At 56.0% G+C, this 13,958-nt stretch carries 14 protein-coding genes and 1 other RNA gene; 7 read left to right on the forward strand and 8 right to left on the reverse strand.

The annotated features are described in order from the left end of the window. Positions 1–3 precede the first annotated feature (3 nt). From ACTCIA_RS09930 to ACTCIA_RS09960, 7 genes are all read left to right on the forward strand, one after another. The gene (locus tag ACTCIA_RS09930) at positions 4–696 is read left to right on the forward strand and encodes a YggS family pyridoxal phosphate-dependent enzyme (protein WP_463001658.1); all 693 of its coding nucleotides are present in this window, start codon (positions 4–6) and stop codon (positions 694–696) included. Further along, on the forward strand, positions 693–1,250 hold the full coding sequence (locus ACTCIA_RS09935) for an epoxyqueuosine reductase QueH (RefSeq protein ID WP_463001659.1): 558 nt from the start codon (positions 693–695) through the stop codon (positions 1,248–1,250). The genes ACTCIA_RS09930 and ACTCIA_RS09935 overlap by 4 nt, the downstream gene beginning before the upstream one ends. Continuing rightward, positions 1,250–3,085 (forward strand): M48 family metalloprotease, encoded by a 1,836-nt coding sequence (locus ACTCIA_RS09940; protein ID WP_463001660.1) that lies wholly within the window; start codon positions 1,250–1,252, stop codon positions 3,083–3,085. Before ACTCIA_RS09935 ends, ACTCIA_RS09940 begins: the two co-directional genes overlap by 1 nt. A 13-nt stretch (positions 3,086–3,098) precedes the next feature. After that, positions 3,099–4,238 carry an ABC transporter permease gene (locus ACTCIA_RS09945; protein ID WP_463001661.1) on the forward strand — a complete coding sequence of 380 codons (1,140 nt, stop codon included), beginning with the start codon at positions 3,099–3,101 and terminating at the stop codon, positions 4,236–4,238. A 9-nt stretch (positions 4,239–4,247) separates the two neighbouring features. After that, entirely contained in the window at positions 4,248–5,006 is a 759-nt protein-coding gene (locus ACTCIA_RS09950; RefSeq protein ID WP_463001662.1) for an ABC transporter ATP-binding protein, read from the forward strand. A gap of 121 nt (positions 5,007–5,127) precedes the next feature. Beyond that, positions 5,128–6,048, forward strand: coding sequence for an MlaD family protein (locus ACTCIA_RS09955; RefSeq protein WP_463001663.1), 921 nt, complete (start codon positions 5,128–5,130; stop codon positions 6,046–6,048). A gap of 33 nt (positions 6,049–6,081) precedes the next feature. Next, complete coding sequence (locus tag ACTCIA_RS09960) at positions 6,082–6,729, forward strand: ABC-type transport auxiliary lipoprotein family protein (protein ID WP_463001664.1); 648 nt, start codon at positions 6,082–6,084, stop codon at positions 6,727–6,729. Between the two features lie 6 nt (positions 6,730–6,735). Here the strand turns inward: ACTCIA_RS09960 and ACTCIA_RS09965 are convergent, their stop codons facing one another. The 8 genes from ACTCIA_RS09965 to ACTCIA_RS10000 all read right to left on the reverse strand — a co-directional run bounded on the left by ACTCIA_RS09965 (position 6,736) and on the right by ACTCIA_RS10000 (position 13,617). Further along, a complete protein-coding gene (locus ACTCIA_RS09965; protein ID WP_463001665.1) occupies positions 6,736–7,284 on the reverse strand; it encodes a nitroreductase family protein in 549 nt (182 codons plus the stop codon). Next, the gene (gene ispD / locus ACTCIA_RS09970; protein WP_463001666.1) at positions 7,281–8,003 is read right to left on the reverse strand and encodes a 2-C-methyl-D-erythritol 4-phosphate cytidylyltransferase; all 723 of its coding nucleotides are present in this window, start codon (positions 8,001–8,003) and stop codon (positions 7,281–7,283) included. Before ispD ends, ACTCIA_RS09965 begins: the two co-directional genes overlap by 4 nt. Before the next feature lie 17 nt (positions 8,004–8,020). Next, positions 8,021–9,340: an HPr family phosphocarrier protein gene (locus ACTCIA_RS09975; RefSeq protein ID WP_463001667.1), complete on the reverse strand. Its 1,320-nt coding sequence runs from the start codon at positions 9,338–9,340 to the stop codon at positions 8,021–8,023. A 9-nt stretch (positions 9,341–9,349) separates the two neighbouring features. After that, the gene (locus tag ACTCIA_RS09980) at positions 9,350–10,549 is read right to left on the reverse strand and encodes a SufB/SufD family protein (RefSeq protein WP_463001668.1); all 1,200 of its coding nucleotides are present in this window, start codon (positions 10,547–10,549) and stop codon (positions 9,350–9,352) included. Beyond that, a complete protein-coding gene (locus tag ACTCIA_RS09985) occupies positions 10,537–11,295 on the reverse strand; it encodes an ABC transporter ATP-binding protein (protein ID WP_463001669.1) in 759 nt (252 codons plus the stop codon). The genes ACTCIA_RS09980 and ACTCIA_RS09985 overlap by 13 nt, the downstream gene beginning before the upstream one ends. 50 nt (positions 11,296–11,345) lie before the next feature. Further along, an RNA gene (gene rnpB, locus ACTCIA_RS09990) (RNase P RNA component class A) lies at positions 11,346–11,733 on the reverse strand. A gap of 13 nt (positions 11,734–11,746) precedes the next feature. After that, entirely contained in the window at positions 11,747–12,460 is a 714-nt protein-coding gene (locus tag ACTCIA_RS09995; RefSeq protein ID WP_463001670.1) for a zinc ribbon domain-containing protein, read from the reverse strand. Between the two features lie 44 nt (positions 12,461–12,504). Then, positions 12,505–13,617, reverse strand: coding sequence for a Nif3-like dinuclear metal center hexameric protein (locus ACTCIA_RS10000; protein WP_463001671.1), 1,113 nt, complete (start codon positions 13,615–13,617; stop codon positions 12,505–12,507). Positions 13,618–13,958: the final 341 nt, after the last annotated feature.

Here is a 13,958-nt window from a genome sequence, read left to right on the forward strand (position 1 = left end):
CATATGAATGATATCGCCGAAAACATCCGGCAAATCAAAGAACGCATCACAAATGCCGCCATGGGCTGCGGCCGCAGTCCAAAGGACGTCGGTCTGGTGGCTGTCACCAAGACCGTTTCCCCGGAACAAATCAGAAAAGCCGCTGAAGCCGGCCTTGACTGTTTCGGGGAAAACTACATCCAGGAAGCGGACAAAAAAATCACGGCCCTGGCCGACATCGGAGTCAGCTGGCATTTTATCGGGTATCTGCAGTCCAATAAGGCCAAATACGCAGTACGCCTGTTTGACCTGATCCATTCAGTGGACAGCCTGAAGCTGGCCAAAGAACTCAACCGGCAGGCAGCCCGGCACGGGCGGGTCCAGAAAATCCTGATCCAGGTCAACCTGGGAGGGGAAAAAACCAAGTCCGGTGCTGCAAAACAGGCAGCAGAAGAATTGATCCGCGATGTCGCCATGCTGGAAAACCTCTCCGTCCGGGGCCTGATGACCCTTCCGCCGTTTTTTGACGCCCCTGAAAAGGTCCGGCCCTATTTCCGGCAGCTGGCGGAACTGCGCCGGGAAATTGCTGCCAAAAACATTGCCAACGTGGAAATGGACGAGCTTTCCATGGGCATGACCGGCGATTTTGAACCCGCCATTGAAGAAGGCGCCACCCTGGTGCGCGTCGGCACCGCCATTTTCGGGGAGCGCTCATGAAACTGCTGCTCCACATTTGCTGTGCGCCGTGCGCCATCTATCCCGTTGACGGCCTCCGGCAAAAAGACTTTGAGGTCATGGGATTTTTTTACAGAAACAACATCCATCCGTTTACCGAATGCATGAAGCGCGAAGATACCCTCAGGGCCTATGCACAACAAACCGGCCTGCGGGTGATCTTTCAGGAGGGCTATGATATCGAGGGCTTTTTGCAAAACGTGGTGTTCAGGGAAGCCCACAGGTGCCGGTTCTGCTACCATGACCGGCTCATGACCACAGCCAGACTGGCCCGCAGGGGGAAATTCGACTATTTCTCCTCCACCCTGCTTTACAGCAAATTCCAGAATCATGACACCATTGCCGAAATCGGCAAGGCCGTGGGCAAATCCGCAGGCGTGCGGTTTTATTACGAGGATTTCAGAAAGGGGTGGAAAACCGGGGTGGAGACATCAAAGCAGATGGGCATGTACCGCCAGTCCTATTGCGGCTGTATTTACAGTGAAAAACAGCGCTTCTACACCGGGGCGGGCAAAAACCGGCAGGACAATAGCTGATGTTTGGCAATTTTCTCTACTTTATCATTGCTCTGCTGATTTACACCACCTATCCGCCTCCGGCGCAGCCGCAGATGCCGCTTTTCCAGGCCATTGGCTTTTTTGCCGCAATTTCCCTGCTGTTTGCCGCCCTGACCCGGATTTTGTTTAAAAAACTCGAAGACCGCATTGAACAGGGCGGAAACGGCGACCTGCACCAGCGCTTTGAATCCCTGATCATGCGCCAGTGCATCATTGCCATCGGACTGTTTGCGGTCAATGTTTATGCACTGGAATTAAGCGGACACATCCGAAAGATCCCTGCTGTTGAAAGCATGCCCACCCTGGGTGCAGTATTGTTTCTGAGCATTTTTCTGGGATATTTGTGCATTGTCTGGGCATCTGCCCACAAGGCCCACGAAAAGCTTAACAGGACCGGCATCCCCCGGCGCCGCTACGTGGTGTCCCATATCACCTTTTCCATCCCGGTGCTGCTGCCCTGGTTTTTTCTCTCCCTGGCTGCGGACCTGATTTATGTCCTGCCCTTTGATGCGCCACGGGCTTTTCTGAATTCCACCACGGGCCAGATCCTTTATTTCCTGTTTTTCCTTTTTGTAATCGCGGTATTCGGCCCGGCTCTGATTCAGTATTTCTGGGGTTGCAGGCCACTGGAGAAAGGGGATGCACGTACCCGGATCGAGAATTTGTGCCGCCGGGCCGGGGTTTCCTACCGGGAAATCATGCAATGGCCGCTGTTTGGCGGCGGCATGATCACCGCCGGGGTCATGGGCCTGGTTTCACGGTTCCGCTATATCCTGGTGACCCCGGGGCTGCTGCGCTATCTGGCCCCCGAGGAAGTCGAGGCGGTGGTGGCCCATGAAATCGGTCATGTCAAGCACCGGCACCTGTATTTCTACCTGGTTTTTCTGGCCGGATACATGGTCATCGCGTTTGCGGCCCTGGATTTTATCGTATTGGCGGCCGTGTATCTGCAGACGGTTTTGGGGGCAGCCAATGCCGGGGGGCAGACCTTTGTTTCCGTGGTGTTTAGCCTGGCCATGATTGGGACCTTTTTTGTTTATTTCCGGTTCGGTTTCGGTTATTTCATGCGCAATTTTGAGCGTCAGGCCGATATCTCCGTCTACCGGCTCATGGACTCGGCCGTGCCGCTGATCACAACCTTTCACAAGATTGCGGCTTCCAGCGGTCAGGCTCCGGACCGGCCCAACTGGCATCATTTCAGCATATCCGACCGCATCGGCTACCTGCGCAAATGCGAGGCCGATCCGGCCTGGATCCGGCGCCATCACAGAAAGGTGCGCGCAAGCATGGCCGTTTACCTGGCTGTCATCCTCGGGCTGGCCTCAGTGGGCTACAGTCTGCATTTCGGCGCAGCCGGGGAAAATCTGTCCGGAAAAATGGCCGAGCAGATCCTCACCCGCCAAATCGGCCAGCAGCCCGGGGACCCGGAACTGCACGTGATGCTCGGGGACCTGTATTACAGCAGAAACAATCTCAGCGCCGCAACAGAGGCCTATCAGCAGGCCCTGGACCTGGATTCCGGCAATGTGGCGGCATTAAACAATCTGGCATGGCTATATGCCACCTCAGATCCGGACAGTGAAATGTTTCAGCCACAAAAAGCCCTTGAACTGGCCCAAAAGGCCGCAGACCGGTCTTTTCAGCCCCATGTGACAGATACCCTGGCAGAGGCCTGGTTTGTCAACGGCCGATATGAAAAAGCCGTTGAAACCGCTAAAAAAGCCCTGTCTGCGGCAACAGAGAGGCAGGATTATTACCGCGGTCAGCTCAGGCGGTTTGAGCAGGCCCTGGACAACAACCACAGACCCCGGTGACAGCAAAAAAAAAATGCAACGCCCCTTACCGTCCGGAAAACCGCTTTTTGAACTGCAACAGGAGGATGACAACACCCTGACCGTGGTCCTGCACGGCCGGGCCGATATCACCACCGCGCCGACCCTGATCCGGCAGCTGCCGGCCTCTGTGCCATCAGACCAAAGGATCCAACAGCTGAAGGTGGATTTTGCCCACGTGACACAGTTTGACGATTACGGGGCCATGGTGGTGCTGCGCCTTGTTCAGATGCTGCAGCTCAACCACGACCAGCTCAGTTTTGTCAATCTTGCCGCAGACCATGAAAAAACCCTGGCACTGGTGGATTTCGGCCAGCCGGACTGCCGTATCCCGTCGCACAAATCCGGCAACCTGATCATCCAGCTCGGGGATGCCACCATTTCGATTTTCCGGGGCGGGGCCTTTTTTATTGAATTTATAGGGGCCATGGTGTTTTCCCTTGTGCGGGTTTTCAGACGACCCCGGTCCTTCCGGGCCGGTGATACCATCGCATACATGAAAACCACCGGCGTGGACGCCCTGCCCGTGGTGGGGCTGATCACTTTCCTGCTGGGCCTGATCATGGCATTTATGTCCTCGCTGCAGCTTTCCCAGTTCGGGGCCAATTTGTATGTAGCGTCCCTGGTGTCTCTGGCCATGGTTTCCGAGCTGGGCCCGATCATGACCGCCATTGTGGTGGCCGGCCGGTCAGGATCGGCTTATGCCGCGGAAATCAGCACCATGAAAATTTCAGAAGAAATTGACGCACTGGTGGTCATGGGCTTTGATCCCAACGTGTTTCTGGTCCTGCCCAGGGTTGTGGCCGCCATGGTGGTGGTGCCGCTGCTGACTGTGTTTGCCAGCATATTCGCCGTGGCCGGCGGCCTGGTCATCGGCGTGCTCATGCTCAATCTCAGCCCAGGGGCCTATATCAACCAATCCCTGGATGCCTTGTCCCTGTTTGAGGTCATGTGGGGACTGTCAAAATCCGTTGTATTTGCCCTGCTCATTGCCCTGACCGGATGCTTCCGGGGGATGCAGGCCCGGGGCGGGGCCGCGGCCGTGGGCAGCGCCGCCACTTCCGCAGTGGTGACCAGCATATTTCTGATTATTTTGTTTGACTCGGTTTTTGCGGTAATCCGCAGCTACTGGTAAGAAAGGTTTATGGGCGCACAAGACATTATACGGGTTGAAAACCTGGCCGTTGTTTACGGTGAAGACCATGTACTGGACAAAGTGAACTTTACGGTAAACAAGGGCGAGATTTTTATTATCGTGGGCGGCTCGGGCTCGGGCAAGTCCACGCTCATGCGCCATATGATCGGTTTGGAACAGCCGGCCGGGGGAAAAGTCTTTATCGGGGAGACAGACATTGCCGCATCCGGTGAAAATGCGGTTTCCCGGGCCTTAAGACGCATCGGGGTGCTGTTTCAGGCAAGCGCGCTTCTCGGCTCCATGACTGTGGCGGAAAACGTGGCCCTGCCGATAACGGAATTTTCCGGATTGCCGGCTGAAGCTGTGGCCGCAATGGTGCAGATCAAGCTTTCCCTGGTGAGCCTGGAGTGCTACGGCGACCACCTGCCCTCGGAGATCAGCGGGGGCATGAAAAAACGGGCCGGTCTTGCCCGGGCCATGGCCCTGAACCCGGACATCCTGTTTCTAGATGAGCCTTCGGCGGGCCTGGATCCGGTAACCGCGGCTGAAATCGACCGGCTGATCCTGCACATCAACCAGACACTGGGCACCACCATTGTCATTGTTACCCATGATCTTGACAGCATCTTTGCCGTGGGCCAGCGGGCCATCATGCTGGGCAGGGAAACGGGCAATATCATCGCCCGGGGCGCGCCCGCGGATTTGCGGGACCATGATCCGGACCCGGAAGTCAGGCGCTTTTTCACCCGCAGGCCGCCGGATGCCTAACCAGCATCAAAGCAGGGACCGGCTTGTGATCCGGACAATCTAAGATTGCGCACCAGGTACAAATCCTTTATAAAAAAAATGATCCACGACAGTTAACCCAATTGATCAGGAAAATGTTTGCATGCAGTCTGTACGGACCAAATTCTCGGTTGGTTTGTTTGTTATCCTCGGCATGACCGCGGTGATACTGCTGATTTTATGGCTGGGCATGGCCCAGTACTTCCAGGAAGGACACAAGTACACTGCCTATTTTGACGAGTCGGTGCAGGGCTTAAGCCAGGATGCGGCCGTCAAGTACCGGGGGGTGAACGTGGGCCGGGTGGAACAGATCAACGTGGCCCCGGACGGGCGGCTCATTGAAATCGTGTTCACCCTTGACAAAACACTCCGGAAAACGGCCAATCTCGTGGCCCAGATCAAATCCGTGGGCATTACCGGCATCATGTTCGTGGAGTTGGAAAGACAGGCGCCGGGCGAACTGGTTTCGGTTCCGGATTATAAATTTGAACCCAAACACCCGGTGGTGGCCACCCGGCCATCGGAGATGAAACAGCTTTTATCCGATATCAATGAAATTCTGGACAGCATCAGGCAGGTGGATGTGAAAGGCATTTCAGTTCAGCTCAGCCAGCTCCTGGAAAAAAGCAACCAGCTGCTTGATACCCAGAAGTGGAGCCGCCTCCGGAGTTCTGCGGAAGAAAGCCTGCAAAACATCAACGGACTCATTACCGATACCAGACGGGCGGTTAACCGGATTGATGCGGCCGTGAACACAAGCGCCGGCCGGTTTGACAACGCGGTAAACCAGGTGGGAAAGGCCGCGGAAACCGCAGACGACTTGTTTGCCCGGGGCTCGGCAAGCCTGGATGGGGCCGAAGTCCGTGTCCGGGACTATGACCGGCAGATGGCCGATATCATGGAACATCTCCGTGAGGCTGCAGCAAATATCAACAGCCTGATCAATCAGCTGGAACGGCAGCCCTCACAGATACTTTACGGAGAGCCCGTGCCGGAAAAGCCGGTGGCACCGGAAACCAGATAAACAAAGGCCTTAAGACAAAAAAGCGCTTAAAAAATGAAGCAAAACATCTTGTCCAGACAAAAGCCGGCCATTGCCGCGGCCATTTTCGCGATCCTGCTGCTGCCCGGGTGCACGGGTTTCAGCGAGTCCCCCAGAGCCGTGGAATCCTATGTTCTTTCTTATCCTGCGCCAATGCCGACTGACGCCAAAATCACCGCGCCGGATGCAGTGCTGGCCGTCCAGGCCTTTGATGCAGCCGCCCCTTACCGGTCCAGGCAGATGGTATATGCCGATCACCAGTTGCGCAGAAAAACATACGCCTATCACCAATGGGTATCAAAGCCAACAGAGATGGTCCGGGACCTGATCATCCGGGATCTTCAGGCAGCACAGGCGGTCCGGAGCGTGACCCGCGCCGAAAAACGGCTGGAATCCCCCACGCATGTGCTTTGGGCAACCATAGAAGCATTTTACGAAGATGACACCCGCAGCCCGTGGCAGGCCGTGCTGGAACTCACAGCAACCCTGGCCGAAACCCAAAGCGGGCAGTCCGGGCGCTCCATTATCATGACAAAAACCTACCAGGCCAGACAGGACCTTGCGCAAAACAACCCCCTGGGCCAGGCCAGGGCCATGAGCACGGCCCTGGCAGAAATTTCAGAAGATCTTGCAGCAGACCTCCAAAAGGCCCTGGGGCGATAGTTTTCTCTAAAACGTGTTTTGCCGGCAAAATTCTTCCACGGATTTGCGCTTTGGTGCAGAGGGCACCTTGGAGGGGTATCCCATGGGAATCAGGCTCACCAGCTCATGATTTTGCGGCACTTTGAGCACTTCTGCGGCCTTATCCTGGTCAAACAGGCCCATGATCACCGAACCCAGCCCCAGGGAATGCGCGGCCAGAGACAGGTTCTGGGCGGCAAGGCCGAGATCAAACATAAACCAGTCACCGAACTTGGTGGTCACCTGCCCCTTGTAATAGCCGGCCTCATTTAGGCGGGCGCACAATGCCAGCACCACCGGAGCGCTGCCAACGGCCTTGTGGGCCGGGTTGGACTTGGGCACGGCCTCCTGCTGCAGCCGGGCCTTTAATTCCGAATCGGTTACCACCACCACCTCCCAGCACTGGGTATTGGCCCAGGAAGGCGCCCACTGAACAGCTTCAAGCACGGACTTGAGCATCTCGTCGGAAACGGGTTTGTCTTCGAAATTACGCACGGTGCGTCTTTGGTAAATGGCGTCTAATACTTCATTGCTCATGGTTTGGCCTCCGCTGTTGATTGGTTTTCTAAAAGCCGGGCAGCCATTTCCAGGTCTGCCGGTGTGGTGATCTTGATATTGCTGCGGCTGCCCTCGATGATGCGCACACCCACACCCATGCGCTCCACAAGGGAAGCGTCATCGGTTCCGAGAAATCCGTCAGCCGCGGCTTTTTCAAAAGCCCTTTTGATGAGTCCGGATTCAAATGCCTGGGGGGTCTGGGCCAGCCAGATCCCGTCCCGGCTCAGGGTTTGGGCAATCCGGCCGCCGGGCTCAACCCGCTTGAGGGTTTCTGCGGCCGGAATGCCGGCAATGCAGGCCCCGGTTTCAGCAGCAATGTCAATACAGCCGGAAATGAGCTCGGCCGTGACAAAAGGGCGCACCCCGTCGTGGATCAGAATGATTTTTTCAGGCCGATCCAGCCCGGCAAGCCCGCATTTCACCGAATCCTGCCGTTTCCGGCCCCCGGCTGTGAGTTTGACGGGTTTTGGGGTCTGTGTCAGGGGCAGAACCGATTTGCGGCAAAACGCAAAATCCGCCTCCGGAACCACAAGGCAGATATCGGATATCTGCGGATGTGCGGCAAAAACCTGCAGGGTGCGCGCAAGAACGGGCATGTCTCCGAGCGCAAGAAACTGCTTGGCAACCGGCGAGCACATGCGCACCCCGCGTCCGGCCGCCACGATCACGGCTGAGGCCATATGCCGGGTTTCATTCATAAATACCAATTCCAAAGCTATCGAAGGTATTTCAGGCTTTTGGGAAGGGGGATGCCCTTGCCCATCCGGTCTTCGCCGTAATTGACCCCGGAAAGAACCTCGATATCTTTTAACGCCCGGACATCGCCTTCAAAGCTCACCTCTTTGATGCCTTCCTTCTGTATCATGCCCCCGGCCCACTGGATATCGAGCACGCTGCTGGCGTCAAAGCGGTGATCTCCCACCACCAGATCCACCTGCCCGCCGTAGCGCTGGACCACCTTGGCCACAAGCAGGCTGGGCCGGCAGTGAAACCCCAGATCCTTTGGGATGGGCACCTGGATGGCGCCTTTTTCCACGTTTTCCTTTAAAATTTCCCTGGCCTCTTCCCGGCCGGAGGCAAAGTAATGGTTGACGTAATAAAGGCCGTAATTGATGGTGCAGTCCAGCAGGCGGTCGGGATCAACAAGTTCACAGAGCTGCCTGCGCACCACCCGGTAGATGTTTTTATACCCCACCTCAATGAGATGCCGCTCGTAGAAATGCAGGAGCCGGCCCATGATCTGCAGAAGGTGGAAAATCACGGAAAAATAGGAACGAAACTGCTTCAGTCCCCGGTTGCCGTACCGGAATCCACCGTGGATCACATAGGAATCAAACGAGGACTGCAGGTTGTGCACCAGCATTTCAAAGCGCCGGATCTCCACTTCGTTGACTTTTTCGGGCACCAGGGCCTTTAACCCGTCCCGGTCGTACACCTCGTAGAATTCATAAGTGTCAAAATCATCGGCAATGGAGAGAAACTCATTGGCCACCCGGACGATCTGGTTTCGCTGCTGGTCCTTGTCCTCATCATAAATATTGTAGTCCAGCATCCCGCCGGAAGACACCCCCGGAAAATTGGTTTCCGGATATCCGCCCTCGGCCGGTTCGGCAATGCCAAGCCGGCTGGCTTCCTCCAAAATGGCCGGGGCCAGGTTGGACAGGGATCCGGTGATAAACGAGAGCACGATCTCCCCGTGTACCCGGAAATCCTCCTTGGCGTCAATGTCATAGAACACCAGGCGGTTTAAAATATGCTTCTGGGTGTAACCGGCAAGGCTTAAATGGCGGACTGCCGCGGCCAGCTCCCGGTAATAGTACCAGTCTGCATTGTTTTTGGCCCCGTGGAAATCCAGGAAATCCTCGAGCAAATGGGAGTTGGTGATCAGTTTTGAATAAAGACTTTTGGTAAAGGATTTCTCCGGGTGGGAACAGGTGCGGATAAACATGAGGCAGCGCATGTAATTGTGGGAATAAAACCGCACCCGCTCTCCAAAAGAAAGATCACAAAGCCCGTTTGCCGCATCGATTTCCATTACATCCGCCTATATTGCATCGTGTTGGGTCTCGCTGACCACCTGGTCGATTTCCTCGGCCAGGCCGGGCGGCAGTCCTTCGATGTCCACGTTTAAAAATCCGCGGACAATGGTGGAAACAGCGGTTTCCTCGTCAAGCCCCCGGGCCATGAGATACTCGATTTCCCGCTGGTCGATCTTTCCCACAGCCGCCTCATGGGACATGTCCACTCCCGGCACCCGGCCCACCAGTTCCGGAATGGCGTGCATAATGCCCTCTTTTAAAATCAACCCCTTGCATTCCAGATGACCTTTGACGCCTTCGGCCCGGGCATCCATCTCGCCCCGGGCGATAATGGTGCCGCCTGTGGTAATGGCCCTGGAAATGATTTCCGCCCGTGCCCCGGGATGCTCCAGAATAACCGTTGAACCGGTATCGAGCTCGCATCCGGGCGGGGCCACAAGGATGCTGTTAAACCGCGCCACCGAATCTTTGCCGGCCAGGTAGGTCACCGGATTCATCTGCAAAGATCCCACGGGACGCAGGGAAACATAATTGGACACCACTGTGCCGCCTTCTTCCACGTAAATGCCCGTGCGGGGGCGCACCTCGATCTGCTCGCCCCAGCGATGGATCATGGTAAAGTGCAAAGTGGCGTTTTTTTTGACATAAAATTCAGAAACCCCCACGTGCAGGCCGCTGCGAAGATGTTCGGCAGTTGCGCAGCCGGTAATAATATGAATGCTGGAATTTTCCTCCGCGATCACCACGTTGTGTACATGCTGGGACAGGCCTTCCTCTGAGATATACAGGCAGGACTGGACCGGCTCGGCAACCTGCGCCCCGGGAAGCGAGCGGATGAAATATCCCTCATGGGGAATATCACGGGTCATGCGGGTATAATCGTCCTTTTCAGGGGAAACCAGGCGCCACATGTAATCGCTGAGCCAGCCGTGGGTTTGCAGGGCCTGGCTGATACCCATGATTTCAACATCTGCGGACCCGCATCCGGAATGGAGAACCGAGCAGTCTTTTTGAATAAAGGTTCCGGAGCGGTTCTGCCCGGTGATGTCCACACCCACATTGAGCCATTGCCTGGCTTCCTCGGGATCCACATTGTCGAGCTGCTCCAGATAGGCATGCGGATCTGCCTGGTCCTTGTATCCTGGCTTGTGGCTGCTGTTGTCATCCCGGGCTGTCGCCTTGTTTTTATCGTCTAGCTCGCGCATCGAAAACACTCCTCATAGCCGTATTCGCGGATCCATTGCAGAATTTCCCGGGCGTTTCTGGCACAGCACAACACGCCGTTATACAGCACATGTCCCTTGTCTGCGGTGATATAATTTAAAATGTGGCCGGTATGGGTGATAACAAGGGCGGATTTGCTCTTTTTCTCGTGGTGGGCAATGGGACCCTCCTTTTCCCGTTGACGCACACCCCGGCCGAGCAGCTCATTGATAATCTCGCCGAGCAGCACCACGTTTTCCAGGTCCACACCGGACTCGGGCTCGTCGAGCAGGACCAGATCCGGGCTCTGGGCCATGAGCTGGAGCATTTCGGATCGTTTCATCTCGCCGCCGGAAAAGTTCAGGTTCAGATCCCGGTCCAAAAAATCCGTGAAATTGGCCTTTTGGGCCAGCTCTTCCACATTGGCGGACTTTTGCCCCGCACACAGGGAGACCACGTCCCGGGTTTTGAGCCCGTTTATGGCCGGCGGCCGCTGAAAGGCCACGCCGATTCCCAGCCGCGCCCTTTCGTGGATGGGCATGCGGGTGATGTCCTCGCCTTTAAACCAGATATGCCCGCTTTTCACCCGGTAACCGGAAAAGCCCATGATGGTCATCATCAGGGTGGATTTGCCCGACCCGTTGGGTCCGAACAGGATATGGGTTTCGCCCTCGGGAATCTCCAGGTTGATTCGGTTTAAAATGGTGCGGCCCTCGACCTCCACCACCAGATCCTCAATTTTTAACATAACCATCCTCTCATGTATCCATGCAGACAAATTGCGCAGAAAAAAATTACGGCCGGCGCCGTCCATAAGCCGAATTCTGTTCCCGCAAACCGGGTTGCCCCGGTTTGGGGCGATGATCATTCATCTGTGGATGCCGGTTGCCCGGCACCTCCTGCGACCTACCCGGGAGCATCAGGCGGGCCGCCCTCAAACGCTCCCCTATTCGGTCTTGCACCGGGTGGGGTTTACCGATCTTCCCCGGTCGCCCGGGGAAATGGTGCGCTCTTACCGCACCGTTTCACCCTTACCCCGCACTCAATACAAAGTGCGGGGCGGTCTGCTCTCTGTTGCACTTTCCTTCGCGTTGCCGCGACTCCACGTTATGGAGCACCCTGCCCTGTGGTGTTCGGACTTTCCTCCGGCAGGCGTCTGCCCGCCGGCGATCATCTGGCTGACGCCGACCGCAAATCCATTATAAAACATAAATCAACCGATGGCAATGCGGACACATCCGCAGCTCATTTCCGCGATGCAATTCATTATACAACTGTGGGGGGATATTTAAATGACAACCCTTGCACACGGCATTTTCCACCGGCACCAGGCCGATACCGGCGCAACGCTGCTTGACCTGCCGGTACTGTGCCACCAGGTCCGAATCCAGTTTGTCGGCAAGCTCTGCTGCTTTTTCCTGCAGCTGGTTCATTTGTTGCCGCAGTTGTTGGGTCTGTTCTGCCAACTGCTGCTTTTCCGCATCAATGCGCTCTTTTTCTGCGGCAAAAGCCCTGTTTTTTTCCTCCAGCTGCTTTTCCGCAGCCTCCAGATCGTCCAGGCACTGCAGACTGGCATCCTCGATTCTGGAACTGGCCGCACGGATATCCTCGATTTCCTTTAACATCCCCTGGTATTCCCGGTTGGTCTTCACCGAGTTGAGCTGAACCTGGCGCTTTTTGATCCTGGCCTGATTGGTTTCCAGTTCGCCCTCATAAGCCCGGTAATCCTTTTTCAGGGCCTCCACATGCGCCTTTCTGGTTTCAATCTCCTGGGTCCATGCCTGGAGCCCGGATTCAAGGGCGGCCATCTTGTCGGGCATGGCGTCGATTTCCGCCTGCACCCGGCCGGCCTCGCGTTCGTTTTCCTGCAGTTCAATGAGCAGCTCCAGCTGCGGTTTGCTGATCGATAGCATAATTTACCCGGCTTTCATAGGGTTTGTATTTTTTGGCAGGCCCCTCACACGTGGACAAAAGGATCAGCCTCCCGGTCAAAGACGTTTACATCAACAGACTCGCCGGCCGCATGGACCGCATCCCGAATCCGGGAGCAGATCACGTCAACCACAATGTGCTCGGAGGCAAAATGGCCGATGTCAATCAAGCCCCGCCCCTTTTGCACGGCATCAACTGCGTCATGATACCTTAAATCCCCGGTGATCAGCACTTGCGCAGGGCTGGCGAAAAAAGGACCAAGCAGACCGCCGCCGCTTCCCGAACACACGGCCGCGCAATCCACGGAAAGATCAGCAGGCCCGGAAAAACGCACCCACGGCAATTCCAGCCGGTTCTTTAAATCCCGGGCCAGTTCACCAAGGCGCATTTGCGGCGTCACCCTGCCGATGCGGCCCAGACCCTGGCCGGTTGTCTCCGGCTCCAGGGGATAGACATCGTATGCCATGGTCTCGTAAGGGTGGTGCGCCTTTAAATGGGCAATCACCGCTTCCAGGTCCGCCTTTTCCACCACGGTTTCCATCCGTACTTCGGAGGCCTCTGAGAGTTCGCCAATCACCCCGTCATAGGGATCCGCCCCGGGTCCGGGCATGAACGTGCCCGTGCCCGGACTGCGGAACGTGCAGCAGGAATAATTGCCGATACGGCCGGCCGGGCTTTGGCACACAGCATCAATCATCTTTGCCGTGTGGTCTTCGGGCACAAACACCACCACCTTGTACTGCCGGGGCCCGGACCCCGGGCACAGCACGGACAGGTCCCTCAGACCGATTTTTTCGCACAGCACATCATTGACGCCCCCTGCAGCACTGTCAAGATTGGTATGGGCGGCAAAAACAGCCAGGTGATTTCTGGCGGCGGTTTCGATGACAGCACCGGTCGGACTGTCTGTGTCAATGGCGGACAAGGGCTTGAAAATCAGGGGATGGTGGGTGATCAACATATCCGCCCCGGCGTTGACAGCCGCATTGACCGCTTCTACAGACGGCTCCAGGGAAACGAAAATATTTTTGACCTCCCGGGCCGGACTGCCGAACTGCAACCCGGAATTGTCCCAGTCTTCGGCCAAATGCGGCGGAGCCATGTCAGCCATGATTTTGATGACATCAGATACCTTCATTTCCACGACCTTTCACAAAAATTGGGTTTTGCCGATTTGAGACAAAAAAAGGCGTGGAGGTCCTTGCGCCCACGCCCTTTTGTCCTGTTATCTCGGTATTGATATGTCATTGCCGTGCTTATGATATGGCCGCCCGCATCTTCCGGTTTTTTCTTCCTTGATGGACTGCTATGGCATATCACCGCAAACTTGTCAACTTGCCAGTTTTTGATGGCCTCGTAAAAAGTAAGTTTTTAGATGGTGCTGTAAAAAGTTCAAGATCAAGGCTTGCGCAATTTCGAAGAATGCAGCGTACTTGGCCGTACGTGAAATTCTGAGAAATTGCGCGTAACGCAGATATT

The organism is Desulfosalsimonas sp., from assembly GCF_055149105.1.